Annotated in this window: 23 protein-coding genes and 1 tRNA gene; 11 read left to right on the forward strand and 13 right to left on the reverse strand. The window is 71.6% G+C overall.

The window, feature by feature from the left end:
• Positions 1–23: 23 nt before the first annotated feature.
• Both lysA and argS read right to left on the reverse strand, forming a co-directional pair.
• A complete protein-coding gene (lysA, locus tag KVF89_RS04690; RefSeq protein ID WP_257423802.1) occupies positions 24–1,424 on the reverse strand; it encodes a diaminopimelate decarboxylase in 1,401 nt (466 codons plus the stop codon).
• Positions 1,421–3,097 carry an arginine--tRNA ligase gene (argS, locus tag KVF89_RS04695; RefSeq protein WP_257423804.1) on the reverse strand — a complete coding sequence of 559 codons (1,677 nt, stop codon included), beginning with the start codon at positions 3,095–3,097 and terminating at the stop codon, positions 1,421–1,423. The genes lysA and argS overlap by 4 nt, the downstream gene beginning before the upstream one ends.
• A gap of 83 nt (positions 3,098–3,180) precedes the next feature.
• Between argS and KVF89_RS04700 the strand changes: the two genes are divergently transcribed.
• Both KVF89_RS04700 and rnhA read left to right on the forward strand, forming a co-directional pair.
• Positions 3,181–3,253: transfer RNA gene (locus KVF89_RS04700), tRNA-Arg, on the forward strand.
• 63 nt (positions 3,254–3,316) lie between these two features.
• Positions 3,317–3,781, forward strand: coding sequence for a ribonuclease HI (gene rnhA / locus KVF89_RS04705; RefSeq protein WP_257423806.1), 465 nt, complete (start codon positions 3,317–3,319; stop codon positions 3,779–3,781).
• 383 nt (positions 3,782–4,164) lie between these two features.
• Here rnhA and KVF89_RS04710 read toward each other — a convergent pair whose 3' ends face one another.
• A complete protein-coding gene (locus tag KVF89_RS04710) occupies positions 4,165–5,064 on the reverse strand; it encodes an LCP family protein (RefSeq protein WP_257423808.1) in 900 nt (299 codons plus the stop codon).
• 1 nt (position 5,065) lies between these two features.
• On the reverse strand, positions 5,066–5,608 hold the full coding sequence (locus KVF89_RS04715) for a hypothetical protein (RefSeq protein WP_257423809.1): 543 nt from the start codon (positions 5,606–5,608) through the stop codon (positions 5,066–5,068).
• Between the two features lie 254 nt (positions 5,609–5,862).
• Here KVF89_RS04715 and KVF89_RS04720 point away from each other — a divergent pair, with 254 nt between their 5' ends.
• Complete coding sequence (locus tag KVF89_RS04720) at positions 5,863–9,576, forward strand: multifunctional oxoglutarate decarboxylase/oxoglutarate dehydrogenase thiamine pyrophosphate-binding subunit/dihydrolipoyllysine-residue succinyltransferase subunit (protein ID WP_257423810.1); 3,714 nt, start codon at positions 5,863–5,865, stop codon at positions 9,574–9,576.
• Between the two features lie 12 nt (positions 9,577–9,588).
• Complete coding sequence (locus tag KVF89_RS04725; RefSeq protein ID WP_179650634.1) at positions 9,589–9,765, forward strand: DUF6104 family protein; 177 nt, start codon at positions 9,589–9,591, stop codon at positions 9,763–9,765.
• A gap of 213 nt (positions 9,766–9,978) precedes the next feature.
• On the opposite strand, the gene KVF89_RS04730 is transcribed toward KVF89_RS04725, so the two are convergent.
• The gene (locus tag KVF89_RS04730; protein ID WP_257423811.1) at positions 9,979–12,084 is read right to left on the reverse strand and encodes an MMPL family transporter; all 2,106 of its coding nucleotides are present in this window, start codon (positions 12,082–12,084) and stop codon (positions 9,979–9,981) included.
• Between the two features lie 81 nt (positions 12,085–12,165).
• On the opposite strand from KVF89_RS04730, the gene KVF89_RS04735 reads away from it, so the two are divergent.
• Genes KVF89_RS04735 through KVF89_RS04745 form a run of 3 tightly spaced genes read left to right on the forward strand, consistent with a single transcriptional unit; the run spans position 12,166 to position 14,139 of the window.
• A complete protein-coding gene (locus KVF89_RS04735) occupies positions 12,166–12,858 on the forward strand; it encodes a TetR/AcrR family transcriptional regulator (protein ID WP_257423812.1) in 693 nt (230 codons plus the stop codon).
• A 10-nt stretch (positions 12,859–12,868) separates the two neighbouring features.
• A complete protein-coding gene (locus KVF89_RS04740) occupies positions 12,869–13,537 on the forward strand; it encodes a hypothetical protein (RefSeq protein WP_257423813.1) in 669 nt (222 codons plus the stop codon).
• On the forward strand, positions 13,534–14,139 hold the full coding sequence (locus KVF89_RS04745; protein WP_257423814.1) for an acetoacetate decarboxylase family protein: 606 nt from the start codon (positions 13,534–13,536) through the stop codon (positions 14,137–14,139). Before KVF89_RS04740 ends, KVF89_RS04745 begins: the two co-directional genes overlap by 4 nt.
• Here KVF89_RS04745 and KVF89_RS04750 read toward each other — a convergent pair whose 3' ends face one another.
• Positions 14,140–14,724: a hypothetical protein gene (locus KVF89_RS04750; protein WP_257423815.1), complete on the reverse strand. Its 585-nt coding sequence runs from the start codon at positions 14,722–14,724 to the stop codon at positions 14,140–14,142.
• A gap of 142 nt (positions 14,725–14,866) precedes the next feature.
• On the opposite strand from KVF89_RS04750, the gene KVF89_RS04755 reads away from it, so the two are divergent.
• Positions 14,867–17,737, forward strand: a complete 2,871-nt coding sequence (locus tag KVF89_RS04755; protein ID WP_257423816.1) for a LuxR C-terminal-related transcriptional regulator — start codon at positions 14,867–14,869, stop codon at positions 17,735–17,737.
• 23 nt (positions 17,738–17,760) lie between these two features.
• Here the strand turns inward: KVF89_RS04755 and KVF89_RS04760 are convergent, their stop codons facing one another.
• From KVF89_RS04760 to KVF89_RS04770, 3 genes are read right to left on the reverse strand one after another with little or no spacing between them, the layout of a single operon-like run.
• Positions 17,761–18,015: a hypothetical protein gene (locus KVF89_RS04760; protein ID WP_257423817.1), complete on the reverse strand. Its 255-nt coding sequence runs from the start codon at positions 18,013–18,015 to the stop codon at positions 17,761–17,763.
• A gap of 25 nt (positions 18,016–18,040) precedes the next feature.
• Entirely contained in the window at positions 18,041–19,189 is a 1,149-nt protein-coding gene (locus tag KVF89_RS04765) for a fatty acid desaturase family protein (RefSeq protein WP_257423818.1), read from the reverse strand.
• A 9-nt stretch (positions 19,190–19,198) separates the two neighbouring features.
• Positions 19,199–20,356 carry a ferredoxin reductase gene (locus KVF89_RS04770; protein ID WP_257423819.1) on the reverse strand — a complete coding sequence of 386 codons (1,158 nt, stop codon included), beginning with the start codon at positions 20,354–20,356 and terminating at the stop codon, positions 19,199–19,201.
• Between the two features lie 129 nt (positions 20,357–20,485).
• On the opposite strand from KVF89_RS04770, the gene KVF89_RS04775 reads away from it, so the two are divergent.
• Entirely contained in the window at positions 20,486–21,112 is a 627-nt protein-coding gene (locus tag KVF89_RS04775) for a TetR family transcriptional regulator (RefSeq protein ID WP_257423820.1), read from the forward strand.
• A gap of 58 nt (positions 21,113–21,170) precedes the next feature.
• Complete coding sequence (locus KVF89_RS04780) at positions 21,171–22,235, forward strand: polyhydroxyalkanoate synthase family protein (protein WP_257423821.1); 1,065 nt, start codon at positions 21,171–21,173, stop codon at positions 22,233–22,235.
• A gap of 66 nt (positions 22,236–22,301) precedes the next feature.
• Here KVF89_RS04780 and KVF89_RS04785 read toward each other — a convergent pair whose 3' ends face one another.
• From KVF89_RS04785 to sodX, 4 genes are all read right to left on the reverse strand, one after another.
• A complete protein-coding gene (locus KVF89_RS04785) occupies positions 22,302–23,786 on the reverse strand; it encodes an MDR family MFS transporter (RefSeq protein ID WP_257423822.1) in 1,485 nt (494 codons plus the stop codon).
• A gap of 336 nt (positions 23,787–24,122) precedes the next feature.
• Positions 24,123–25,097: a zinc-binding dehydrogenase gene (locus KVF89_RS04790; protein ID WP_257423823.1), complete on the reverse strand. Its 975-nt coding sequence runs from the start codon at positions 25,095–25,097 to the stop codon at positions 24,123–24,125.
• A 55-nt stretch (positions 25,098–25,152) separates the two neighbouring features.
• Complete coding sequence (locus KVF89_RS04795) at positions 25,153–26,340, reverse strand: NAD(P)-dependent malic enzyme (protein WP_443689993.1); 1,188 nt, start codon at positions 26,338–26,340, stop codon at positions 25,153–25,155.
• Positions 26,341–26,343: 3 nt separating this feature from the next.
• Complete coding sequence (gene sodX, locus KVF89_RS04800) at positions 26,344–26,709, reverse strand: nickel-type superoxide dismutase maturation protease (RefSeq protein WP_257423824.1); 366 nt, start codon at positions 26,707–26,709, stop codon at positions 26,344–26,346.
• A gap of 69 nt (positions 26,710–26,778) precedes the next feature.
• On the opposite strand from sodX, the gene KVF89_RS04805 reads away from it, so the two are divergent.
• Positions 26,779–26,995: superoxide dismutase [Ni] (locus tag KVF89_RS04805; protein ID WP_257423825.1), on the forward strand; the 217-nt coding region annotated here is incomplete at its 3' end.

The following is a 26,995-nucleotide window of genomic DNA, read 5'->3' on the forward strand; positions in this document are numbered from 1 at the left end:
AGCGGCCGGACGGGCAGGGACCCTCAGCCGACGTCGGTGGCGAGCAGGTCGTCGACCGTCTCCCGCCGCACGACCACCCGGGCCCGGCCGTCCTTGACAGCGACGACGGGCGGGCGGAGGGCGTGGTTGTAGTTGGACGCCATCGACCGGCCGTAGGCACCGGTGCCGGGCACCGCGAGCAGGTCACCGGGGGCGATGTCGCCGGGCAGGAACTCGTCCTTGACCACGATGTCGCCGGACTCGCAGTGCTTGCCGACCACCCGGGCCAGCACCGGCTCCGCCGAGGAGACCCGGGAGGCCAGGGTGCAGGAGTAGTCGGCGTCGTACAGCGCGGGTCGGATGTTGTCGCTCATCCCGCCGTCGACGGAGACGTAGGTGCGGGTGGCGCCCCCGTCGAGAGCGACCTCCTTGACCGTGCCCACGGTGTAGACCGTGCACATCGCCGGGCCCACGATCGCGCGGCCGGGCTCGACCGACAGGTGCGGGACGTCGATGCCGAGCGCCGCGCACTCCCCCGCGACGATCTTGGTGAGCTGCTCGGCGAGCACCGCGGGCGTGGCCGGGTCGTCCTGCGTGGTGTAGGCGATGCCGAAGCCGCCGCCGAGGTCGAGCTCGGGCAGGACGTGTCCCAGCTCGGCGGCGATGCGGGCATGCAGCGCGAGGACCCGGCGCGCGGCGACCTCCCACCCCGACGTGTCGAAGATCTGCGACCCGATGTGGCTGTGCAGCCCGCTCAGCTCGAGGCCGTCCTGGGTGAGGACGCGCGACGCGGCCTCGAAGGCATCGCCCGACGAGATCGAGAAGCCGAACTTCTGGTCCTCGTGGGCGGTCGCGATGAACTCGTGGGTGTGCGCCTCGACGCCGGCGGTCACCCGCACCATCACGCCCTGGGTGGCGCCGAGCTGACGCGCGACGTCACCGAGGCGCTCGATCTCGTGGAACGAGTCCACGATGATCCGGCCGACCCCCGCGTCGACGGCGCGGCGCAGCTCCATCGCCGTCTTGTTGTTGCCGTGGTAGCCGATCCGGGCCGGGTCGACCCCGGCCCGCAGCGCGACGGTCAGCTCACCGTCGCTGCACACGTCGAGGCAGAGCCCCTCCTCCGCCACCCACCGGGCCACGGCGGTGCACAGGAAGGCCTTGCCCGCGTAGTAGACGTCCCAATGCACATCCTCCTGGCGAGCGAAGCCGTCGCGGAACGCTCGGGCCCGCGCCCGGAAGTCGTCCTCGTCGAGGACATAGGCCGGGGTGTTCACGTCGGCGACCAGGTCCGGGACGGCCAGGCCACCGACGTGCAGTACGCCGTCGTCCTTGCGCGCCGACGACGACCACAGGGACGGGACCAGCGCGTTGACGTCCCGCGGCTCGCGGAGCCAGACGGGCGACGTACCGGTGAACCCTCCGGGCGAGACGTGGGCGTTCACATCCGCTCCGGCGCGGTCACGCCGAGCAGGCCGAGGCCGTTGGCGATGACCGTCTGCGTCGCGACGACCAGCACCATGCGGGCCAGGTTGGCCGGGCCGACCGGCTCGTCGCCCTGGGGCAGCATCCGGCACTCCTTGGTGTCGTACCACTTGTTGAAGACCGAGGCCGTGTCCTCGAGGTAGCGCGCGACCCGGTGCGGCTCACGCAGCTCGGCGGCGCTGGCCACCACCCGCGGGTACTCCGCGAGGGCCCGCAGCAGCTCGCCGTCCCGCTCGTGGGCGAGCAGGCTCGGGTCGAACCCGGTCTCGAGATCGGGCAGCGTCATGCCGAGGTCCGCGGCGTTGGCGAGCATCCGACAGGTCCGCGCGTGGGCGTACTGCACGTAGTAGACCGGGTTGTCGTTGGACGCCTTGGTGATCTCGGCGACGTCGAGGGTCAGCGGCGAGTCGGCCGGGTAGCGCGCCAGCGAGTAGCGCAGCGCGTCGACGCCGATCTCCTCCGCGAGCTCGTTGAGCGTCACGATCGTGCCGGCCCGCTTGGACAGCTTGAGCTCCTGGCCGTCCCGCAGGATCTTGACCAGCTGGCCGATCATCACGTCGAGCGTCTGGTCCGGATCGTCACCGACGCAGGCCGCCATCGCGCGCAGCCGGCCGACGTACCCGTGGTGGTCGGCGCCGAGCAGGTAGATGCAGTGGTCGAAGCCCCGGCGACGCTTGTCGAGGTAGTAGGCCGTGTCGCTCGCGAAGTAGGTCAGCTCGCCGTCGCTCTTGATGAGGACCCGGTCCTTGTCGTCGCCGAAGTCGGTCGTGCGCATCCACAGCGCACCGCCGTCCTCGAAGACGTGACCGAGGTCCTTGAGCCGCTGCAGGGTCTCGGGGACCGAGCCGGACTCGTGCAGCGACAGCTCGGAGAACCAGACGTCGAAGTGCGTGTTGAAGGAGTCGAGCTGCGCCTGCTGCTCGGCGAGCTGGATCTCGTAGCCCTTCGCCCGCACGGCGGTCCGCCGCTCGTCGGCAGGCAGGGCGAAGATGCCGGGACTGGCCGCCTCGACGGCCTTCGCCAGGTCGTCGACGTACGCGCCGGCGTACCCGTCCTCGGGCTTGGGCTCCCCCAGCGCCGAGGCGATGATCGAGTCGGCGAAGTGGTTCATCTGCACGCCGCGGTCGTTGACGTAGAACTCGCGGGTCACCTCGGCACCCGCCGCCGCGAGCACCCGGCCGATCGCGTCGCCGAGCACCGCCCAGCGGGTGTGCCCGAGGTGCAGCGGGCCGGTCGGGTTGGCGGAGATGAACTCCACGTTGATCTTCTGGCCGTCGAGCGTCGTGGTCCGGCCGTACGACGCACCCGCGGCGACGACCTCCGCCGCCACCTGTCCCTGGGCGCCCGCCTCGACGGTGATGTTGAGGAAGCCCGGGCCGGCCAGCTCGACGTCCGCGACCCCGTCGGCGGCCTTCAGCCGCGCGGCCAGCAGCTCACCGAGCGCCCGCGGGTTGGTCCGGGCCTTCTTCGCCAGCTGCAGCGCGACGTTGGTCGCGTAGTCACCGTGCCCCTTCTGCCGCGGTCGCTCCACCGTCACCTCGCTGGGAACGCCGTCGGGCAGGACGAGGTCGCCCTGCTCGACGAGCGCCGAGAGGGCGTCGACGATCGTGGTGGAGAGCTGCGCTGGGGTCACCGGCCAAGGGTATCGAGAGGCACCGGTTTCCTTTGCACGGATATGGCCCGGTAAGGTTCCTCACCGCGCCTCCCGGGGCGCATGCCTCCGTAGCTCAGGGGATAGAGCACTGGTTTCCGGTACCAGGTGTCGCAGGTTCGAATCCTGCCGGAGGCGCACATGAACCGCAGGCCCCACGGCCTGCGGTTCGCGCGTTTCAGGGCCGTACGCTCTTCCCCTGTGTCGACCGAATCCGCCTCCCGCGTCACCATCCACACCGACGGCGCCTGCCTGGGCAACCCAGGCCCCGGCGGGTGGGGCGCGGTGCTGCGGTACGGCGCGCACGAGCGGGAGCTGTACGGCGGCGATCCGGCGACGACCAACAACCGGATGGAGCTGATGGCGGCCATCCGGGCGCTCGAGGAGCTGACCCGCCGCTCCGAGGTCGACCTGCACACCGACAGCAGCTACGTCCGCAACGGGATCATGTCCTGGGTCGCGAAGTGGAAGGCCAACGGCTGGCGCACCTCCGCCAAGGCGGCGGTCAAGAACGACGACCTGTGGCGCCGGCTCGACCTGGCCGCCGCGGCACACGAGGTCACCTGGCACTGGGTCAAGGGACATGCCGGCGACCCCGGCAACGAGCGGGCGGACGCTCTCGCCGGCAAGGGCGCTCGCGAGGCCCGCGGCGACCTGCCGGCCTAGCCGCGCTCGGTCGTCGAGGCTCGCCGCCCGACGGAGGCAAGACCTACGGGACGCGACCGCGTGCGCGGCAGCGTGGCGCACGGCGGCGCAGCCGCACCGGGCGACGCCCGCGGGCCGAGCGAAGCGAGGTCCGTGCGGCGAGCCCGGTCTGCGACACGCTCGCGCCGGACAATCAGCGAGGTCCGTGCGGCGAGCCCGGTCTGCGACACGCTCGCGCCAAATGAAGCGGTCTTGCCGCCATGCGAACGCAACCATCTACCGGTCTCGACCGCGTGCGCGGCAGCGTGGCGCACGGCGGCGCAGCCGCACCGGGCGACGCCCGCGGGCCGAGCGAAGCGAGGTCCGTGCGGCGAGCCCGGTCTGCGACACGCTCGCGCAATGAGTCAGCAGCGTTCGATCGTGGCGTCGTCGCGGGCGGCGTCGCCGTACCGCTTCGCGTCCGCGGTGTTGGGGAGCACGACGCTGGCGCCGCCCACATTGCCGATGCTGCCCTGGAGCACACAGGTGGTGACCTTCGCGGAGTCGACCTGCGCGATCGCCTGGGCGATGCGGAACAGCTCCTTCGGGGAGACGTTCTCGGTCTTGAGGTGCTTGAGGACCGAGAGCACCTGCTTCTCGATCCAGCCGGGCTGGTCGGCCTTGCGGGAGATCTTCTCCTGGATGCCACGCAACACCAGCTGCTGGTTGGCGGACCGGTCGAAGTCGCCGCGCGGCAGCGCCTTGCGGACCCGGGCGAACTCGACGGCCTTCATGCCGTTGATCCGGACCTTGCCGGCCGGCCAGCCCTCCGGATGGAGGTACTGGTCGGCGAAGGCCCGCGGGTTGTCGACCGTGATCCCGCCGATGCCGCTGATCAGGTTGGCGAGCGAGCTGAACGGCGCCAGCATCACGTAGTCGGGCTGGACGCCGAGCAGGTTGCCAACAGTCTCGCCGAGCAGCTGCGGCCCGCCGTAGTAGAGCGCGGCGTTGACCCGGTTGGAGCCGACGCCCGGGATGGGCACCCAGCTGTCGCGCGGGATGCCGACGGCGGTGGCCGCGCCGGTGCGGGTGTCGATGCCGACCATCTGGAGGGCGTCGCCGCGGGAGCGTGACGGGTCCTCGCCAGGACGGGCGTCGGAACCGACGCCGAGGATCCACAGCACATCGGGGTCGACATCGACGCCGGCGGCGCGGTCCACCTTCACGAGGGTGAACCGGGTCGGCGCCGGCGTGCTGTCCGGCACCAGCAGCGCGGTCAGGCCCAGCACCAGGCCGAGGACGAGCGTCCGGAACATCAAGCGCATCTCAGGCTCCTCCCTCGCCGCGGCTCACATCGAAGCCGAACACCCGCCAGCCGTCCTTGCCCGGCGTCAGCAGCAGCCGACCGGTGACCTCGTCGGTCCGCTCGGCGCCGCCGGCCAGCTCCACCGTCAGCACCACGTGCGCGGTCGCGCCCGCCGGCTTGCCGCGCACACCCAGCACGTCGACGCTCACCGAGCGCTGAGTCACCTCTGCCCCCTCGATCTGGCCGCCGACCTCGGCGTTGCTCATCACCGCGGGCTGGGCCAGTGCCAGCTCCCGGGCGTCGTCGGTGAACGCCCCGAACGCGTCGTCGAACGCGCTGCGGGGGTAGTCGCCGGCGTACCCGCCGTCGATCCAGCCGTCGACCACCCCGGTCACGGCCTCGAGCACCTCGGCCGCCTGCGCGTCGTCGAGGTCGCCACGGACCTTGCCGAGCGTGGCCTCGGTCTCGACGGCGTGCTCGCCGCCCGAGCCGCCGTCGGCGCCCCCGCTGCCTCCGTCGGTGCCGTCACCGTCGCCCGAGCAGCCCGTGAGGGCGAGCCCCACGACCGCCACGAGAGCCGCCGCGACGACACCCTGCCGACCCCTGTGCCGGCCCCGTCCTGGTCGTGTCCGCACGTCCGCTGCCCCCGTTCTCCGTCACTCCGAAACCGCGCCCCGATGTCTGTTGCGCAACACCCTGCCGCAAACGGTGCCCACGGGTCGGTATTTGCTTCGGCATGGGACTAGCCTTGGCGGTCGACAGCCACTCGCTATCGGCGGCGAGTGCGTCCAGCTCATCGGAAGAGGCGAAGCACGTCGTGACGCAGTCGTCAGACCAGTCCACCGGATCTCCCGTTCCTGCGGACTTCGGAGCCAACGAGTGGCTCGTGGAGGAGATGAAGGAGCGGTTCGAGGCCGACCCGAACAGCGTCGATCCCGCCTGGGCGACGTACTTCAAGAAGGGCAACGGTACGCCGGCGACCGCGCCCGCCGCGGCCACCCCTGCCGCGGCGCCTGCTGTCCCGGCCGCTGCCCCGGCCACGCCGGCTCCCGCCGCCGCGGCGCCGACCCCGCGGGCCACCCCTGCCCCGCAGGTCAGCCCCGCCTCCTCCACCACGCCGATGCCGCCGAAGGCCGACTCCCCCGCGCCGACCCCGAAGGACGCCCCGCGTCCGGCGCCCGTGACCGCGAGCGACGAGCCGACCCTGACCGTGCTGCGCGGCATCCCGGCCGCCACCGCGAAGAACATGGACATCTCGCTGGCGGTGCCCACGGCGACCTCGGTGCGCAACATGCCGGTCAAGCTCCTGTGGGACAACCGCATCGTCATCAACAGCCACCTCAAGCGCGCCCGCGGCGGCAAGGTGTCCTTCACCCACATCATCGGCTACGCCATCGTCAAGGCGATCAAGGCGCTGCCGGCGATGAACAACACCTTCGACGAGATCGACGGCAAGCCCACGATGGTGACGCCGGCCCACATCAACCTGGGCCTGGCGATCGACCAGCAGAAGAAGGACGGCACCCGCCAGCTGGTCGCTCCCAGCATCAAGGCGTGCGAGTCGATGGACTTCGCGCAGTTCTGGACGGCGTACGAGGAGATCGTGCGCAAGGCCAAGGACAACAAGCTGACCATGGAGGACTACTCCGGGACGACGGTCAGCCTCACCAACGTCGGCGGCCTCGGCACCAACAACTCGGTGCCGCGGCTCATGCAGGGCCAGGCGGCGATCATCGGCGTCGGCTCGATGGACTACCCGCCGGAGTTCCAGGGCGCCTCCGAGGAGACGATCGCACGCAACGCGATCTCCCGGATCATGACCATGACGTCGACCTACGACCACCGGGTCATCCAGGGCGCGCAGTCGGGCGAGTTCCTCGGCCAGGTCCACAAGTACCTGCTCGGCCAGGACGGCTTCTACGACGAGATCTTCCGCGCCCTGCGGATCCCCTACGAGCCGATCCGCTGGAACGCCGACGTCGCGACGTCCCACGACGACGAGATCGACAAGCAGGCCCGGATCCTCGAGCTGATCCACGCCTACCGAGTGCGCGGCCACCTGATGGCCGACACCGACCCGCTCGAGTACAAGCAGCGCAGCCATCCCGACCTGCGCATCGAGTCCCACGGCCTCACCCTGTGGGACCTCGACCGGGAGTTCCCGACCGGGTCGTTCGGCGGCGGTGACCGCCGCTTCCTGAAGCTGCGCCACATCCTCGGGATCCTGCGCGACTCGTACTGCCGCACGACCGGCATCGAGTACATGCACATCATGGACCCCGAGCAGCGTCGCTGGATCCAGGAGCGGGTCGAGCAGCCCCACACCAAGCCGCCCCGCGAGGAGCAGCTGCGGATCCTGCTCAAGCTCAACCAGGCCGAGGCGTTCGAGACCTTCCTGCAGACCAAGTTCGTCGGCCAGAAGCGGTTCTCGCTCGAGGGCGGCGAGACCACCATCCCGGTGGTCGACGAGATCGCCGAGGCCGCCGCCCAGGCGGGGCTCGACGAGGTCACCATCGGCATGGCCCACCGCGGTCGGCTGAACGTGCTGGCCAATATCGTCGGCAAGTCCTACAACCAGATCTTCCGCGAGTTCGAGGGCAACATCGACCCGCGGACGGTCCAGGGCTCGGGCGACGTGAAGTACCACCTGGGCGCCGAGGGCGCGTTCGTGGCCGGCACCGGCGAGACCATCAAGGTCTCCGTCGCCGCGAACCCGTCGCACCTCGAGACGGTCGACCCGGTCCTGGAGGGCATCGCCCGCGCCAAGCAGGACATGCTCGACCGCGGCACCGAGTTCCCGGTGCTGCCGATGCTCATCCACGGCGACGCGGCATTCGCGGGCCAGGGCGTCGTGGCCGAGACGCTCAACCTCTCGCAGCTGCGCGGCTACCGCACCGGCGGCACGATCCACGTCGTCATCAACAACCAGGTCGGGTTCACCACCTCGCCGGGCGCGTCCCGCTCGACCCTGTACGCCACCGACGTGGCCCGGATGATCCAGGCGCCGATCTTCCACGTCAACGGCGACGACCCGGAGGCCTGCATCCGGGTCGCCCGGCTCGCGTTCGAGTACCGCCAGGCGTTCAACAGCGACGTCGTCATCGACCTCGTCTGCTACCGCCGTCGCGGGCACAACGAGGGCGACGACCCGTCGTACACCCAGCCGCTCATGTACGACCTCATCGAGCAGAAGCGCTCGGTGCGCAAGCTCTACACCGAGTCCCTCATCGGTCGTGGCGACATCACGATCGAGGAGGCCGAGCAGGTCCTGCGCGACTACCAGCAGCAGCTGGAGCGGGTCTTCACCGAGGTGCGCGAGGCGTCGACGGCGCCGAAGGAGTGGACCACCGTCCCCGACTACCCGGACAAGCCTGCCGGCGAGACCCAGACCTCGGTGATGCCGGAGGTCCTCAAGCGGATCGCCGATGCGTATGTGAGCCCGCCCACCGGCTTCACCGTGCACCCGAAGGTGATGCCCCAGCTGCAGCGGCGCGCGGGCGCGATCGCGGACGGCCCGATCGACTGGGCCACCGGTGAGATGCTCGCGCTGGGCTCACTGCTCATGGAGGGCCGTCCGGTCCGCCTCGCCGGCCAGGACTCGCGTCGCGGCACCTTCGTGCAGCGCTTCGCCACGATGATCGACCGGGTCAACGCCGACGAGTGGACACCGCTGGCCAACCTCACCGAGGACCAGGCGAAGTTCTTCGTCTACGACAGCCTGCTCTCGGAGTATGCCGCCCTCGGCTTCGAGTACGGCTACTCCGTGGCGCGCCCCGAGGCCCTGGTCCTCTGGGAGGCCCAGTTCGGCGACTTCGTCAACGGCGCCCAGTCGGTCATCGACGAGTACATCTCGGCCGGCAAGACCAAGTGGGGCCAGGACTCCGGCGTCGTGCTGCTGCTGCCGCACGGCTACGAGGGGCAGGGGGCCGACCACTCGTCCGCGCGCATCGAGCGGTTCCTCACGCTGTGCGCGGAGGACTCCATGGTCGTCGCCCAGCCGTCCACGCCCGCGTCGTACTTCCACCTGCTGCGCCGGCACTCCCTCGGCGGCGAGCACAAGCCGCTGATCGTGTTCACGCCCAAGTCGATGCTGCGACGCAAGGAGGCGGCCTCGGTGCCCGCCGACTTCACCTCCGGCGAGTTCCGTCCGGTGATCGCCGACGCGACGGCAGACCCGGCGAAGGTCAAGACGGTGCTGCTCGTCTCGGGCCGGCTCACCTGGGACCTCGTGGTCGAGCGCCAGAAGTCCGAGCGCGACGACGTCGCGATCCTGCGGGTCGAGCAGCTGTACCCGTGGCCGACGGCCCAGGTGAGGGCGGAGCTCGACAAGTACCCGAACGCCACCGTCAAGTGGGTCCAGGACGAGCCCTACAACCAGGGCCCGTGGCCGTCGTTCTACCTGAACGTCGTCCCGGACCTGGGTCGCGCGATCCAGCCTGTCACCCGGGCCGCGTCCTCGACCACCGCGGTCGGCACCGCCAAGCGCCACCTCGAAGAGGCCAAGGTCCTCATCGGCGAGGCCTTCGCCTGATCTGGAGGACGGATGTACTTCACCGACCGCGGGATCGAGGAGCTCGAGCAGCGCCGGGGCGACGAGGAGGTCACCTTGGCCTGGCTCGGCGAGCGGCTGCAGGAGTTCGTCGACACGCACCCGGAGTTCGAGGTCGCCGTCGAGCGGTTCGCGACCTGGCTGGCCCGTCTCGACGACCCCGAGGACTGACCCGGCGCAGAGTGAGCTCGGAATCGCACCGACCCGGCCCAAACTGAAGTCCGAACGACGCCGACCCGTCTCGTCTTCAACAAGATCACGTTGAAGGCGAGACGGGTCCGCGTGTTGTCGACATCAATCTGCGCCGGGTCGGCGTGTCTGAGAACTCAATCTGCGCCGGGTCGGCGTGTCTGAGAACTCAATCTGCGCCGGGTCGGCGTCCCATCAGACCGGCACCGCCTCGGAGAGTCCGATCCGGCGGTGCAGCGCCCGCAGCGGGCGCGGCGCCCACCAGGACCGCTCCCCCAGCAGCCGGATGCTGGCGGGCAGCAGTACACCCCGGATCAGCGTGGCGTCGATGAGGATGGCCAGCCCGGTGCCGAGTCCGAAGAACTGGATGAAGCTCACCGAGCTCACCAAGAAGGCGAAGAAGCTGATCGCGATCAGCGCCGCCGCGGTGCTGACGATCCGGCCGGTGTGGGCCAGGCCGTGCACCAGTGCCTCGTCGTTGGTCATGCCGCGGTCGCGCATCTCCTTGATCCGGCTCATCACGAAGACCTCGTAGTCCATCGACAGGCCGAAGGCGACACAGAACAGCAGCACCATCATCGAGCTGTCCATCGGCTGCGGCGTGAAGCCGAGCACCCCGGACAGGTGGCCGTCCTGGAACACCCACACCATCGCTCCGAGGGTGGCGCCGAGACCGACCGCGTTGAGCGCCAGGGCCCGCAGCGGCTGGATCACGCTGCCGGTGAACAGGAACAGGATCACCAGCGTCGTCAGCACCAGCCAGCCCGCGACGAGCGGCAGCCGGTCGCCGATGCCGGACATCTGGTCGTGCAGCTCGGCGCTGGCGCCGCCCACGAGGGCGTCGGCCCCGGTCGGCACGGGGACCGCCCGGACCTCGTCGACCAGCGCCCGCGCGTCGGCCGACATCGGGTCGAGGCCGGTCACCACGGAGACCAGGTCGGCGTCGCGGCCGGTCCGGGTGTCCACCCGGACCACGCCGGGCAGCTCCCCCAGCGTCGCGGCGTACGACGCGAGGTCGGCCTCGGGCACCGCGGAGGTGGTGACGACCTGGATCGGATGGGTGCCGTCGCCCGCGAAGGACGAGCGCAGCACGTCACCGGCCTGTCGGCTCGATGCACTGGTGGGCAGCACCCGGTCGTCCGGCGTGCCGAGCTCGATGCCGGCGAGCGGCACCGCCATCACGGCCAGGCCGGCGAGGACGGGCAGCGCGCTGAGCAGCGGACGCCGGGCCACGAACCGGGCCAGCCGCGCCCAGGCGGGCGCCTCCTCGCCGCGGATGCCGCGCACCCGGGGCACCGGCCAGGCGTCGACCCGGTCGCCGAGCAGGCTGAGGCCGGCCGGCAGGACCACCACGGCGGCGAAGGCGGTGATCAGCATGACGCCGATGCCGGCGTAGGCGAACGAGCGCAGGAAGTACATCGGGAACACCAGCAGCGCCGCGAGCGCCACGGCGACCGTGGTCGCGCTGAAGGCGATGGTGCGGCCGGCGGTCTCCACCGCGCGGCGGACCGCGTCCTGGTGGGCGTGTCCCCCGGCCCGCTCCTCACGTACCCGAGCCACCATGAGCAGCCCGTAGTCGACCGCGAGGCCGAGTCCCAGGCCGGTCGTCAGGTTGACGGCATAGATCGACACGTCGGTGCTCGAGCCGAGGATCGAGAGCTCGGCGAAGGTCCCGAAGATGGCGGCGACGCCGACGCCGAGCGTGATCAGGGCCCCGACGACATTGCCGAAGGCCAGCACCAGCAGGATCAGGATGAGCGGGATCGCGATGCTCTCGGCGAGGCCGAGGTCCTTCCCGATCTGGGCGCCGATCTCCTCGCCGACGACCTCCCCGCCACCGACCTCGACGGTGACGGGACCGTCCGCGCCGGCGTACTCGTCGAGCACGGCCGCCGGGTCGGCCTCCTGGCCGGGGGCGACCGAGGCGGTGACGAGCGCGTAGCGTCCGTCGGTCGAGCGCATCGGGCCCGCCCTCCCGTCGAAGTACGACGCGACGTCGGCCAGATCCCCGTCCGAGCGGAGCCGCTCGGTCAGCGCGGCACCCGCCTGCGCCGAGGTGGCCGAGTCGACGTCGCGGTCGGCGGCCTCGACGACGAACACATAGTCGGCGGCGCCGGCGAACCGCTCCTCGAGCAGGGCCGCGGCCCGGCTGCTCTCGGAGTCGGGGTCGTCGAAGCCGGCCGTCTGCAACTTGCCGAAGGCGCCGACGCCGACGACAGCCGCGACCACCACCCCCAGCAGGCCGAGCGCGAGCACCGTGCGGGCCCGCCTCGTCACCAGTCCACCGATCCAGCTGAACATCGCACTCCTCCAAATGTGTGCGCACATAAACTTTACGGTCGTTAACTTGGCACGAATGTGTGCAGGTGTCAACATGTTCTCGTGAGCACCTCGAAACGGGCCGGAGCAGCGGGCGGAGCAGCGGGCGGAGCAGCGGGCGGCGGCAAGCGGAGCTATCACCACGGCGACCTGCGCAACGCGCTGGCGCGGGCGGCCGCGGACCTCGCGGCGACCGGCGGCCCGGACGCGGTGACCATCCGGGGCGCCGCCCGCGAGGTGGGCGTCACCCCCACCGCCGCCTACCGGCACTTCGAGAACCAGGCCGACCTGCTCGAAGCCGCCCGCTCGCTGGCCATGGACGGCATGGCCGCCGCGATGGCGGACTACCTCGACCGGGTCCCCACCGAGGGCGACCCCGTCGCCCGGACCCTGGAGCGGCTGCGGTCGACCGGTCGCGGCTACATCCGTTTCGCCCTCGACGAGCCCGGCGTGTTCCGGACCTGCTTCACCGGCGGCCTGCGCGACGACGACCAGGACGGCATGGGCACCCCGGCGCCGTACCTGCTCCTCGGGGAGATGCTCGACGAGCTTGTCGCGGTCGGCTACCTCGCCCCCGGGGACCGGCCGGACGCCGAGGCCGGGCCGTGGGCGGCGGTCCACGGGCTGGCGATGCTGCTCACCGACGGGCCGCTGGCCGACCTGGACGAGGCGGAGCGGGAGACCGCCATCACGCGCACGCTCGAGCTCGTGACCCGCGGACTGGCGACCGGCCCGCGGGGGCGCGGCACCCACTAGTGTCACCCGCGTGAGCGACGACCTGATCGACTACGCGGCCTGGGGCGAGCGCTTCTTCGCGACCGCCGTGACCGTCGAGCGGGTGCTGGCCGGCGTCAACGTGCTCGCCGGCCGTCCCATCGACGTCGGTCCGCTGGGCGTGGGCCCGGGCCGGATCGCCAAGGTCACCGCGACGGGCACCATCGGCACCGCCACCGGCGAGCGCGTCGGCGCTGATCCCGTGTCCTTCCACGTCGACCTGCCGGTCACCTTGAAGTTCGTCATCGACCTCGGCATGGACAAGCAGAACTTCGACGCCGACATCACCGTGCCCCTGGTGATCACCGCGCACGGCCGCACCGACCTCGCGATCGTGCTCGACGTGACGCCCCCGCGCTCGGCGCAGGTCGTCGTCCGCCTCAAGGCGCAGGGGCTGCGCGCGTCCCTGACGAGCAGGGCCGCCAACGTCGAGGGCGAGCTGCGCCGCTTCGTGGCGAAGTACGTCGCCAAGGAGCTCGACAAGCCCTACGTCCGGCAGGCGACCACCATCGACGTCGGCGCGGCCGTCGAGAAGGCCGCCGCCGGGCTCGGCCCCCGCGACGAGAGCCCGATGGCCGACGAGCTGACCGACGACCTGCCGGCGGCCATGGAGGCCGAGATCGAGCACACCGCCCAGCTGTTCTTGGAGGACGAGACGTGAACCCGTATCCCCCGGCCCCGTGGCACATGCACGGGTCCCTGTGGCTGTCCGTGTTCCGGTTGGGCCGGGCGGTCGACGCCCAGCACCCCGCCGGGACGTACGGCGTCGCGCTGGTCTCCTACGAGGAGCCGAGCCCGCTGACCTACCACGAGCTCCTGCTGGCCCGGACGGTGAAGGACTCGGCCGGCAAGGGCGCGGTGACGATCACCGACATCTGGGTCGACTCCCCCGCCTCCCAGGCCGGCGGCCGCGCGCTCTGGGCGATCCCCAAGGAGCTGTGCGACTTCGACCTGGAGACGTCCTTCCGCGGTCCCGTGACCGCCACGGACTGGACGGCCACCGTGGAGCGGCGCCCGATCGTCGAGGCGAGCTTCACCGACGTGTCCCGCGCCGCGATCCGGGTGCCGTTCACCGGACTGGTCGAGCAGCCCGGCATCCCCGAGCACCCCGACACCGCCCGCGTGGTGATGAAGGGCAGCGCCAAGGCACTGCCGTGTCGCGGTCGGTGGAGCTTCGCCCCCGACGGCCCACTCGGTTTCATGCGGGAGGCACGCCAGCTGGGCTCGTTCCGGATGGCCGGGTTCCGGCTCGCCTTCGACTGATCAGGGCGCCACCGCGAGCGTCGAGATGGTCGCGTCGCTGGCGGCTCCGGTACCCGGCGTGATGCAGGTCAGCCGCGGCGAGCTCGCGGGAGCGAGCTCCGTGACGAGCACCATCGACAGGTTCTGCCGGCCGTTGGCACCGATCGTGGTGATCGCAGAGGTCTGCTCGCCGCCCGCGATCAGAGCGCACTCGGCGATGCCGGCCGCCTGGGAGAACAGGTTGACGGTCGCGGTCATGGCGTAGCGACCGGCGGGGAGCGCCAGGGCGGCGACCTGGGTCTCGACGTCGGCCGTCAGCGCCAGGTTCACGGTCGAGGTGAACCCGGCCTTGGTCGGGTTGGCCGGCGGTGGCGGGACCGGCTTGTCGAGCTGAGCGCGCACGGCCGGGTTGAGGTCCTTGGCCTGGATGGTCGCGTCCTTGATCTGCTTCGAGCTGACCGTGCCCTTCTTGATGTCCTTGCCGTGGATCATGCCCGCCGCGGTGGCGGTGCCCCCGACGCCGGCGATCAGCACGACGCCGGCAAGCACGACGGCGGGTGCCCGCAGCGAGTTGTTCCGGGGTACGGCGGGCGTGCGTGAAGTCATCGGGTCCGTCCTTCGTGAGCAGTGACACGTGTCCGTTGACACGTCGTCTCCACCCTCCCCGCTCTCGCCCGTGGCGCGCATGAGGGACGACCCCCCAGGCACGCCGGTGGGACGAGTGAGGGATCCCCGGTACCTTCCGGGGGTGAGCCGAACCGAAGGCCGAACCGAAGGCCGGACCGTCCTCGAGCGCGACGGCGAGCTGCGGACGATCGGCGCGGCGATCGAGTCCGCCGAGCGGGGCGCCGGCTCCCTCGTCGTGGTGGAGGCACCGGCCGGCCTCGGCAAGAGCCGCCTGCTGGACGAGGCCGGCCGGATGGCGGCGGGGCGCGGGATGGCCGGGTACGCCGCGCGGGGTGGCCTGTTCGAGAAGGACCAGGCGTACGGCGCGATCCGCCTCCTCCTGGAGCGTCCCCTCTCCGCCCTGTCGGACGGGGATCGCACCGCGCTGCTGGGCGGCGCGGCATCCCTGGCCGCCCCCGCACTGGCCCCTGCGATCACCGCTCGCCCCATCGACACCGGCAGGAGCGAGGACGGCGGGCTCGGCGGCGGGGTGGACCACGGCCTGTACTGGGTCATCGCCCGCCTCGCCGAGCGGGGGCCGCTCCTGATCGCGGTCGACGACATCCAGTGGTTCGACGCCCCCTCAGCGCGGTTCCTGGTCTACCTCGCGCGGCGGATCCACGACCTCCCGGTGGTGCTGCTGGCCGCGACCCGGCCGCTGGCGAGGGCGGCGGAGTCGCCGGCGGTGCACGAGCTCCTCCTGGAGCCGGGCGTCCAGGAGCTGCGTCCCCGACCACTGTCGACCCGCGCGGTCGCCACGCTCATGAACGAGCGGTGGGGCCGACCGGTCGATCCGGACTTCGCCGAGACCTGCCGGATCGCGGTCGCGGGCAACCCGTTCCTGCTGACCCGGCTGGTCGACGCTCTGGTGGCCGAGGACGTCCCGCCCACGCGGGGGTCGTGCGGCCGGATCGAGGCCGTCCGACCGCCTGCCATCGCCCGCTCCATCCTGCGCCGCATCGACCGGATGCCCGCCGAGGCAGGTGCCCTGGCACGCGCTGCCGCGGTCCTGGGCGCTGACGTCTCCCTCGAGATCGTCGCCCAGGTGGCCGACGTCGAGGTAGAGGAGGCCGCCGCGATGCTGGACCTCCTCGCCGCCGAGCAGATCCTGGCTCCCCGGCTGCCGATCGAGTTCGTCCACCCGATCGTTCGCGAGGCCGTCCGCGGCCGGCTGGGTCCTGCCGAGAGCATGCGGCTCCACGAGCGTGCCGCCGCTGCCATGTCCGCCGCCGGCAGGGGGCCCGAGGCCGTCGCGCCCCATCTCCTCCTGGCCCCGGCCGAGGGCCGGCCCGAGACCGTCCAGATCCTGCGACAGGCGGCCGCAGCCGCGCGCGATCGGGGAGCACCGGACCTGGCCGGCCGCTATCTCCGCCGTGCCCTGTCCGAGCCGGCGGACGGAACCGTGCGGCCCGAGCTCCTCGTGGAGCTCGGCGCGACCGGACTGGTGGCCGGGGACGATCCGGATGAGCTCACCACCTCTCTGCGGGAGGCCCTGACCCTCATCCCCGACCCGGCGGATCGACGTACCCCTTGGCTCGTGCTGTCGAAGGTCCACGCGCTGCACGATGGCGTACCCGGCGCCGTGTCGCTGCTGGACGAGGCGCTGACCGACCTCGCCGACCTGCACCCGGCGCTGTTGGCTCCCCTCGAGCACGAGCTGTGCGGTCAGGGCCTCATGCACCCGGCCACCCATGCCGCGACCCTCGCCCGGCTCGGTGCGCCACCCGCCTCCGGCAGGACCGTCGCCGACCGGCTCGCGCTGTGCGTGCACGCGAGTGTGCACGGCTTCGCCGGGTCACCGGTCGAACAGATCGAAGCCCTCGCGCTCGCGGCCCTGGCCGACGGCGCCCTGGACCGTGACCTCGGCCCCGAGAGCACGACCCGCCACCAGCTCGCCTATGTCCTGGCCAGTATCGAGCGGTCCGACCTGGCCCTGGCGCTGCTCGACACGACCCTCGCCGACAGCACGGCCCGAGGCTCCGCGTTCGGGGTCGCCGGGGCGCTGGGCACCCGGTCGATCACCCGGTTCATGAGTGGCGACCTCGCCGACGCCGAGGCGGACGGCGTGCAGGCGCTCGGCGTCCCCGGGATCCCCCCGACGATCGTTCCCGCGATCAGCGCCTTCACCTGCCTGGCGATGATCGAGCGGGGCGCCCTGGACGAGGCGGACGCGGTCATCGCGGCCAGCGGCTGCGGCCCCGAGCTGCCGCAGATCCTGACGATGCACTACGCGTTCTGGGCCTGCGGACGTCTGCGGGCCGCCCAGGGCAGATCGGAGGAGGCACTCGAGGCCTTCGAGGAGTTCGGACGGCGGGCGCGGCGGGTCGGTCTGGAGACACCGGTGGTGTCCTGGCGCGCGGACGCCGCATTGCTGCTGGCGCGCCTGGGCCGACGCGAGGAGGCGCTGGGCCGGGCCGAGGAGTACGCCGCCGCCGCGGAGCTGCACGGGACGCCGAGGGTGGTCGGCATCGCCCGCCGCGTCGCCGGCCTGCTGACCGGCGGCGCCGCCGGTGAGCGACTCCTCCGCGAGTCCGTCGACCTGCTGACCGGATCGCCGGCACGGCTCGAGCTCGCTCACTCCCTCGCCGAGCTGGGCGCCGCCGTACGCCGGTCCAACCGGCGTCGCGAGGCGCTGGACCTGCTCGCTCGCGCGGGGAATCTGGCCGACGCGTGCGGTGCGCGCGCCCTGGCGGCCCGGATCGACCAGGAGTCGGTCACCGCCGGCGGATCCGCCCGGGGCCGGCTCGTGGCGGGCCCCCGACAGCTCACGGCGAGCGAGCTCCGGGTCGCGCAGCTGGCCGCCGACGGCCGCACCAACCGGGAGATCGCCGAGGAGCTCTACATCTCGGCCAAGACCGTCGAGAACCACCTCGGGCGCGCCTACGCCAAGCTCGCGATCAGCTCGCGCACGGAGCTCGGCCGGGCACTCGCGCCGCGCGACCTCGGCACCTGATCCCGCGCGACCGGACGGGCGGGTCAGGCCTCCGGCGGGGTGGTCTCGATCGCGTCGCCTGCCGGCACCTCCCCGTGCTCGGCCAGCGCGCGGCGTGAGGAGTCCTTGATCTCGAAGATCTCGGTGGCGAACCCGCCGACGGCCGCGGCGACCTCACCGACGGCACGGGTCACGATGCTCGCGACCTCGCCGACGGTCTGCGCCGCGGCCTCGGCGCCCGCCTGGAGCGCGTCCTTGGTGATCTCGCCCCTGCTGAGGTGGTCCCGTCCGTCGGTCATGGCGGTCAGTCTCCCCCGTGCGGCCTCAGGCTGCCAACGAGTCCTCGGTCACGGCGTCGGGTCCGCGCACCGGCGCGGCCTTCGCCTGCCCGCCGGGCAGGGAGTAGCGCATGATCTTCTTGAAGACGCTGAACAGCTGCTGGTGCAGGCGGCCGGTGTTGTAGGGCAGGCCGTAGCGCTCGCAGATCTCCTGCACCTCCCCCGCGATCTCCGGGTAGCGCCGGGCCGGGAGGTCCGGGAACAGGTGGTGCTCGATCTGGTGGGAGAGGTTGCCGCTCATCAGGTGCATCAGCCTGCTGCCCGTGATGTTGGCCGAGCCGAGCATCTGCCGCAGGTACCACTGCCCGCGCGTCTCGTTCGCGGTCTCCTCCTCCGAGAAGGAGGCGACACCGGCCGGGAAGTGCCCGCAGAAGATGATGTTGAAGGCCCACACGTTGCGCACCAGGTTGGCCACGGCGTTGCCCGCGAAGGTGAGCGGGAACAGCGGGCCGGTCAACGCCGGGAAGAGCAGGTAGTCCTTGACCGCCTGGCGCCGGATCTTGCGGATCAGGCCCGGGTAGAGCGGCTTGTTGTCGGCCAGCTTCCGCTTGCCGGACACGATGTTCTCGACCTCGAGGTCGTGCAGCGCGACGCCCCACTCGAAGAAGGTCATCAGCAAGAGGGCGTACAGCGGGTTGCCGAGGTAGTAGGGGTGCCACTTCTGCTCGGGATCCATCCGCAGGATGCCGTAGCCCACGTCGCGGTCCTTGCCCACGATGTTCGTGAACGTGTGGTGGATGTAGTTGTGGGAGTACTTCCACTGCTCGCCGGGGCACACGGTGTCCCAGTCGAACATCCGCGAGTTGAACGCCGGGTCGCCCAGGAAGTCGTACTGCCCGTGCATCACGTTGTGCCCGATCTCCATGTTGTCGAGGATCTTCGACACGCTCAGGCAGGCGACGGCGGGCAGCCAGCCGATCACCGGCAGGTAGAAGAGCGCGCGGCCGGCGATCTCCATCTTGCGCTGGGTCGTGACGACCTTGCGCAGGTACGCCGCGTCGGCCTCACCGAGGTCGGCGATGACGCGCTGGCGCAGCGCGTCGAGCTCGGTTCCGAGCCGGTCGATCTGGTCGGCGGTCAGGCCGTAGTACTTCTCGTCGGCCAGGGGGCCGGGGGTCAGGGTGTCGGTGCTCATGAGGGCTCCTCAGAGGTCGATGTGGCAGTCACCGGCGGCGGCGGTGACGCAGATGCGGATCTCCTCGTCCGGCAAGGAGGACTCCTCGCCGGTGAGGACGTTGCGGACGGTGCCCGCGGTCTTGGTACGGGTGCAGGAGAAGCAGATGCCCATCCGGCAGCCGAACTCCGGCTTCAGGCCCAGCTCCTCGGCCTGCTCCAGCAGGCTCACGCCGGTGGCGGCGGTGGTCGCGCCGGAGCGGGTGAAGGACACCTCGCCCGCAACCTCCGCGCCTGTCGCCGCGGCCCGCGCGACAGCCGGCTTGAAGAACTCCATCCGCAGTCGTGGCGAGGTCTCGCCGTCGGCGGCGGTGTAGGCGTCCCGGACGAGCTCGACCAGACCGGCCGGTCCGCACAGCCAGGTGTCGGTGTCGCGGAAGTCGGGGACCAGGCGACGCAGCTCGAACTCGCTGAAGAGCTGGTCGCCGTACCTCAGGTGGACGTCGACGCCGTTGTCGGCGGCGGCGATCTCGGCGAGCTCGGCGCCGAATATCTGGTCCTCGGGACTGCGCGCGAAGTGCAGGAAGGTGACCTTGCGACCGGCGTGGCCGTCATACCCGTCACGGAGAAGGGTGCGGACCATCGACATGGCCGGGGTGATGCCGGAGCCGCCGGTGACGAACAGCAGCCGGCTGATGGTGGGTGTCGCCGGGCTCTCGACGAGGGTGAACTCGCCTTGGGCCTGGCTGAGGTGCAGCAGGGTGCCGGGTCGTGCCTCGCGGACGAGGTACGACGACACCTGGCCCTCGTCGTGGGCGCGGATCGTGAGCGTGAACCGCTCTCCCGGCGCCGAGGCGGCCGAGGAGATCGAGAACGCCCGGGTGTGTCGCTTGGCCGAGCCGGGGAGCTCGACGCCGACGAGGACGTGCTGGCCGGCGCGGTGGCCGCGCCAGGTGCTGGTGGGCTGGAGGGTCAGGGTCGCGACGGGCGCGGTGCCATCGGCACCGCCCTCGGTCTCGCGATGGATCGACACCACCCGGGCCCGCACCTCGTGGGCGGCCCACATCGGGTTGAACCGCTCGAGGTACCGGTCCACGCCGTGCGGGGTGGTCAGCGCCGCGGCCAGCCGCGAGCGCAGGAGCCGCCCGACGGGGCCGGCGGCGGCCGGCGGAGAGATGAGCGCGGACATCGCGCCTCCTTCGTTGGCGGAAGTTCAGTGTACGACTGTACTCCCAAACTCTCACCCGCCCGCCCAGGCGCGGTCAACGATCCGACCGCGTGACAGTGCACACATGTTCACTCTCGTAGGATCGTCGACATGACCGAGAGCCGTGGCGAGCGCAAGGAGCGGACCCGCCGCGCGATCCTCGACGCCGCCCTCTCCCTGTCGGAGGGATCAGCACTGGTCGCACTGTCCCTGCGCCAGGTCGCCAAGGAGGTCGGCATCGTGCCGACCGCGTTCTATCGGCACTTCCCCTCGATCGAGGACCTCGGGCTCGCGCTCGTCGAGGAGTCGCTCGACACGCTGCGGGCGCTGCTGCGCGAGCTGCGGCACACGGCGGGCGAGGACGCCGCCACGATCATCGACGGGTCGGTCTCCGTCCTCGTCGAGCAGGTGCGACAGGACCACGCGCACTACGGCTTCATCGCCCGTGAGCGGTTCGCCGGCCCGGCCGGGGTGCGCGAGGCGATCGCCCGCGGCATCGAGCTCGCGGAGCGCGAGCTCGCCACCGACCTCGCCCACCTGCCCGGCACCGACACCTGGACCGACCACGATCTCCAGGTGCTCTCCGCCCTCATCGTCGGCGCGATGGTCATCACCGCCGAGCGCCTTCTCGGCACCTCCCCCGGCTCACCGGCCGAGCAGCGGGTCGCCGACGACGCGCGGACCCAGATCCGGATGCTGCTGGTGGGCGCGCGGAACTGGCAGTCGCGTACCCCGTGAACGTCGGCCTCGTCACGTTCGGTGGACGTCCGGTCGCCGGGACCGCGACCATGTCGCGGTGCCGACCGCAGCAGACCTCCTGAGCACCGCCGCCCGCAACGCCTGGGCGATCTCGCCCCTCGGTGACGGCATCGAGCAGTACGACGGCCTGCCGGCCACCGTGCTCTCCGACGCCCCGCACCGGCGCCTCGTCCGGTACGACCGCACCTCCTCGGCCCGGGCCGGGCGCCCGGTCCTGCTCGTCCCACCGCTCGCGGTGTCGGCGCGCTGCTTCGACCTGCGCCCCGGGCAGAGCCTCGCCGCCCACCTGCTCGGGACCGGCCGGGCGACGTACCTCGTCGACTACGGGCGGATCACCTTCGCCGACCGCGGCATGGGCTTCGAGGCGTGGGTCGACGACATCCTCCCGACCGCGATCCGTGCGGTGCTCGCCGACCACGCCGCCGGCGGGGACGCGGCGGACGGCGTCGACCTGGTCGGCTGGTCGCTCGGCGGGACGATGAGCCTGCTCACCGCAGCCGCCCACCCGGACCTCCCGATCGCGTCCCTGACCGCCTTCGGGACGCCGATCGACTACACGCGGATCCCGGCGATCCAGCCCCTCGTGGTCGCCGACCGGGTGCTCGGCACCCGGGCCGTCACCGCTCCGACCGCCGCGCTCGGCGGGGTGCCCCGGCACCTGGTGCGGGCCAGCTACCGCGCCATGGCGCCGCGCCGTGAGCTGACCAAGGCGGTGCACCTGGCGCGCAACATCCTCGACGCCGAGACCCTGGCGCGGACCAGCGCCATCGACGGGTTCATCGGCGAGATGCCCGGCTACCCCGGTCGCGCGTACCACCAGATCCACACCCGGCTGATGGTGCGCAACGAGCTCGCCGCCGGCGCGGTACGGCTCAGCCGGCGACGCGAGATCCGCCTCGCGGACGTCCGCGCGCCCGTGCTGTTCATCGGCAGCGAGACCGACAACATCGCCGACGGGCCGGCCGTGCGGGCCGGCGTCGACGTGGTTCCCTGTGCGCGCTACGCCGCCGCGGACGGCCTCAGCCACCTCGGCCTGGTCGCCGGGCCGAAGTCCGCCGAGGTCAGCTGGCCGCTGCTCGACGGCTTCCTCGGGTCTCGCTAGGGGCATCCCCCGGAGACGCAGACCGGCCCGGCCCCACTGGGGGCCGGGCCGGCTGTGCCTCAGCGATCAGTGACCGCCGTGCGCCCCCTCGGGAGCATCGACCTTCGACGGCAGCAGCAGCGCCATCGCGACCACCACGAGCCCGATCACCGCACCCGCGGCGAACGCCCACTGCAGTCCGCCCATGAACGCGTCGACCGGGTGCTTGCCGGCCTCGGCGAGATGCTCGGTGCGGTTGGTCATGATGACCACCAGCAGTGCCGTGCCGACGGCGCCGGCCACCTGCTGGAGCGTGCCGAGCAGCGAGCTGCCGTGCGAGTAGAGGTGCGGCGGGAGGTCGCCCAGGCCGATCGTGAAGACCGGCGTGAACACCATCGCCAGGCTCACCATCAGCCCGATGTGCAGCGCCAGGATGACGGCGTACGGCGTCTCGGCGCCGATCCGGCTCAGACCGAACAGCAGCGCCACCATCGCGACCGCGCCCGGGATGACCAGCGGCCGGGCGCCGATCCGGTCGTAGACCTTGCCGACCTGCGGGCCGAGCACGCCCATCGCGAGGCCACCGGGCATGACCAGCAGGCCGGTCTGCAGCTCGGTCAGCCCGCGCAGGTCCTGGAGGTAGAGCGGCAGCAGGATCATCGAGCCGAGGAAGGCCATGAAGCCGGCCGCCATGAGGACCAGCGACACCGCGTAGTTGCGGTGCAGCAGGGTGCGCAGGTCGAGCAGCGGACGCTCGGAGCGCTGGAGGCGGATCTGCAGTGCCCCGAACAGCGCGATCAGGATGACGCCGGAGCCGATGAGCAGCGTCGGCTCGGTCCACGCGGCGTTGCCGACCTTGCTGAGACCGTAGACGAAGAGGCTGAAGCCACCGGCCGCGAGCACGACGCTCACCCAGCTGATCGGGCTGCGGGTCGTCTCGCCGACGTTCTCGAGCTGCCGGAACCCGAAGAAGCCGACCAGCACCGCGATCGGGAGCACCGCGACGAAGATCAGCCGCCACGAGCCCAGGTCGAGCAGGATGCCGGACACCGCCGGGCCGAGCGCCGGCGCACAGGACATGGCCAGCGTGACCTGGCCCATGACGCGGCCGCGGTCCGCGGCCGACACGACCGTCATCAGGGTCGTCATGAGCAGCGGCATCATCACCGCCGTGCCGCCCGCCTGGACGACCCGGCCGACCAGCAGGATCTCGAAGGACGGAGCGGCGGCGGCGATCACGGTGCCGATGCTGAAGGTCGTCATCGCCGTGGCGTACGCCGTGCGCGTGGTCACCCGCTGGAGGAACCAGCCGGTGACCGGGATGACGGCGGCCATGGTCAGCATGAACACGGTCAGCGCCCACTGGGCGGTGGTCGAGGTGATCTCGAACTCGGTCATCAGCCGCGGGATCGCATTGACCATGATCGTCTCGTTCAAGATCACGACGAAGGTCGCCGCGACCAGCAGCTTGATGACGAGGGGAGTCCGGCCCGGGGTCACCGAGGCGCTCGTGAACTCCTGCTCGAACTCGGCGATGTCGCCGGTCTCCGCGGGTCCGGAGGGCGCAGTCATGACAGGTCCTATCGGTTGGGTGGCATGGTCAAGCGGTGGCCGACCAGGTGACGCCGCGTGGCTCGGGCTGACCGTCGCTTCACAGGTACGACGAACCAGCCGTCACCGAATCGACACGACGAGCCCAAGAAATTCATCGGCCCGCCCGATCGGGCGCTGACAGGAGTCAATCGTCCACCACCGACAGTCATTCCCGCCAATGGTTAAAAGCAGGGGTTTGCCAAGTCCCACCTGTCACAAGTTTCGCCGGTCGACCGGCGAAACTCCCGCTTGGCCGATGAAACTTCATCGGTCAGGAGTGAGTTTCACCGGCTGACCGGCGAAACTCCCACGCCGTCAGCGCGTGAAGACGACCTTGCCGAAGACGTCGCCGGCGGCCATGGCGGCGAACCCGTCACGGGCATCCGCCAAGGGCAACACCCGGTCGATGACCGGACGCACGCCGGTGCTGTCGAGCAGGTTGACGAGAGCGGCCAGCTCACTGCGGGTGCCCATCGTGGAGCCGACCACGCTGAGCTGGAGGAAGAAGATCCGGGTCAGCTCGGCGTCATCGGGGTTCGGCCCCGACGTGGTGCCGGAGATGACGATCCTGCCACCGGGGCGCAGGGCGCGGATGGAGTGCGACCAGGTCGCGCGTCCGACCGTCTCCATCACCGCGTCGACCTTCACGGGCAGCCGGGCGCCGGACTCGAACACCTCGTGCGCGCCGAGCTCGAGCGCCTTGGCCCGCTTCGCCTCGTCGCGGCTGGTCGCGAGCACCCGCAGGCCGCCGGCGCGGGCCAGCGCGATGAGCGCGGTGGCGACACCGCCGCCGGCGCCCTGGACGAGCACCGTGTCGCCGGCCTTGAGCCCCCCTTGGGTGAAGAGCATGCGGTACGCCGTCAGCCAGGCGGTCGGCAGGCAGGCGGCCTCCTCGAAGGACAGCGAGGCCGGCTTGGGCACCACATTGCGCCGCGGCACGACGACCCGGTCGGCCAGCGTGCCCTGGTACCGCTCGGACAGCAGCGACCGCTTGGGGTCGAGCGTCTCGTCGCCGGTCCAGTCCGGGTCGGAGATCACGGCGTGGACGACGACCTCGTTGCCGTCCTCGTCGTAGCCCGCCGCGTCGCAGCCGAGGATCATCGGCAGGGCCTCGGTCCTGAGGCCGACGCCGCGCAGCGACCACAGGTCGTGGTGGTTGAGCGAGGCCGCCTTCACCGTGACGGTGGTCCAGCCGTCCGGGGCGACCGGGTCGGGCCGCTCCCCGACCACGAGGCCGGTCAGTGGGTCGTCGGCGGAGCTGGCGAAGGAGTCGGCATAGACGGCAAGCACGCCTCCGACCCTAGCGACTCTCCTCGGACGCCGGACCCTCCGTTCGAAGGGTGGGTCAGATGCGCGCGACGCCGTCCCGGCGGGCGGCCTCGGCCACGGCGGCGGCGACCGCGGGCCCCACCCGCGGGTCGAACGGCGACGGGATGACCAGGTCCTCGGACAGGTCGTCGCCCACCAGCGCGGCGAGCGCGTCCGCGGCGGCGACCTTCATGCCCTCGGTGATGGCGCTCGCGTGGACGTCGAACGCCCCGCGGAAGATGCCCGGGAACGCCAGCACGTTGTTGATCTGGTTGGGGAAGTCGGAGCGACCGGTCGCGACGACCCGCGCGTGCCGGTGTGCCACCTCGGGGTGCACCTCCGGGTTCGGGTTGGCCATCGCGAAGATGATCGCGTCGTCGGCCATCGTGGCCACGACCTCCTCAGGAACGGTGCCGCCCGAGACGCCGATGTAGACGTCGGCGCCGTCGAAGGCGTCGGCCAGGGTGCCGCGCCGGCCGCACTGGTCGGCGGTGAGCTCGGCCAGCGCCTTCTTCGACGCGGTCAGGTCGGTGCGATCGGAGCTGACCACGCCCTTGCGGTCGGTCACCGCGATGTCCTTGACGCCCGCGGCCAGCAGGATCTTCGCGATCGCCACGCCGGCGGCACCCGCGCCGGAGATGACCACGCGGGTCGTCTCGGCGGTGCGGCCGGTGAGCTTGAGCGCGTTGACGAGCGCGGCCAGCGTCACCACGGCGGTGCCGTGCTGGTCGTCGTGGAAGACCGGGATGTCGAGGGCCTCCTTGAGACGGTCCTCGATCTCGAAGCAGCGCGGCGCGGAGATGTCCTCGAGGTTGATGCCGCCGAAGCTCGGCGCGAGCCGGACGACGGTCTCGATGATCTCCTCGACGTCGGTGGTGGCCAGGCAGATCGGGATGCCGTCGACGCCGCCGAACTGCTTGAACAGCACGGCCTTGCCCTCCATCACCGGCATCGCGGCGGCGGGACCGATGTCGCCGAGGCCGAGCACGGCGGTGCCGTCGGTGACGATGGCGACCGTGTTGGGGACCCACGTGTAGTAGCGGGTCAGCTCGGGATCGGCGGCGATCGCCTCGCACACCTCGGCGACGCCGGGGGTGTAGGCCAGCGAGAGCTGGTCGCGGGTGCCGACGTCGGCCGTGGGTACGGTCGCCATCTTTCCGCCGAGGTGCAGATCGAAGACCGGCTCACCCGCGCGCGGATGGGAGGAAAGAACGTCAGCCACGATCGTTCATCCTTTCACATCCTCGAACCTGCCCAGCGTCCGGGGCCGCGGCCAGAGCCGGGCCCGTACGACGCCCAGCACGGCCTCGTCCGGGACCGGTCCCCGGTGCCGCGAGTCCACCCCGACCCCCGGGTTGTCGCCGCGCAGCCACCAGCCGCTCCCCCGGCGCTCGGTGGCGCGCTTGACGACGAGCGTGCCGTCGGCGAACCGGGCCACGACGACGCGCCCCGCCCGCACCCGGGCGCCGTACACGACCAGGAGACGGTCATCGGGCCGCAGCGTGGGCCGCATCGAGTCGCCCCGCACCAGCGCGACGCCGATCCGGAGGCGCGTCCCCCCGGGACGCCTCCCTCCCACCACCGCATCGGCCATGACGAGTAGTCTCGCAGGCAGCACGTACCCACCTGCTGGACCATCCGCCGAACAACAGAGAGGACCGACATGTTCTCCCGTCTCACGACGAGCTTCGTCGCCCCGACCGTCGAGGTCTCCGCCCACTGCGACCTGCCCTGCGGCGTCTACGACCCCGCTCAGGCCCGCATCGAGGCCGAGTCCATCAAGGCCGTCATCGCCAAGGCCCTCGACAGCGACGACCCCGACTTCCGCACCCGCGCCGTCCTCATCAAGGAGCAGCGCTCCGAGCTCGTCAAGCACCACC

It is taken from the genome of Nocardioides carbamazepini (assembly GCF_024614185.1).
Lineage (GTDB): Bacteria > Actinomycetota > Actinomycetes > Propionibacteriales > Nocardioidaceae > Nocardioides > Nocardioides carbamazepini.

Coding starts and splice junctions, on each gene's coding strand:
- KVF89_RS04710 (WP_257423808.1), bottom strand. CDS start 5,064: ATGCGCTTGATGTTCCGGACGCTCGTCCTCGGCCTGGTGCTGGGCCTG.
- KVF89_RS04725 (WP_179650634.1), top strand. CDS start 9,589: ATGTACTTCACCGACCGCGGGATCGAGGAGCTCGAGCAGCGCCGGGGC.
- KVF89_RS04730 (WP_257423811.1), bottom strand. CDS start 12,084: ATGTTCAGCTGGATCGGTGGACTGGTGACGAGGCGGGCCCGCACGGTG.
- KVF89_RS04750 (WP_257423815.1), bottom strand. CDS start 14,724: ATGACTTCACGCACGCCCGCCGTACCCCGGAACAACTCGCTGCGGGCA.
- KVF89_RS04760 (WP_257423817.1), bottom strand. CDS start 18,015: ATGACCGACGGACGGGACCACCTCAGCAGGGGCGAGATCACCAAGGAC.
- KVF89_RS04765 (WP_257423818.1), bottom strand. CDS start 19,189: ATGAGCACCGACACCCTGACCCCCGGCCCCCTGGCCGACGAGAAGTAC.
- KVF89_RS04770 (WP_257423819.1), bottom strand. CDS start 20,356: ATGTCCGCGCTCATCTCTCCGCCGGCCGCCGCCGGCCCCGTCGGGCGG.
- KVF89_RS04775 (WP_257423820.1), top strand. CDS start 20,486: ATGACCGAGAGCCGTGGCGAGCGCAAGGAGCGGACCCGCCGCGCGATC.
- KVF89_RS04785 (WP_257423822.1), bottom strand. CDS start 23,786: ATGACTGCGCCCTCCGGACCCGCGGAGACCGGCGACATCGCCGAGTTC.
- sodX (WP_257423824.1), bottom strand. CDS start 26,709: ATGGCCGATGCGGTGGTGGGAGGGAGGCGTCCCGGGGGGACGCGCCTC.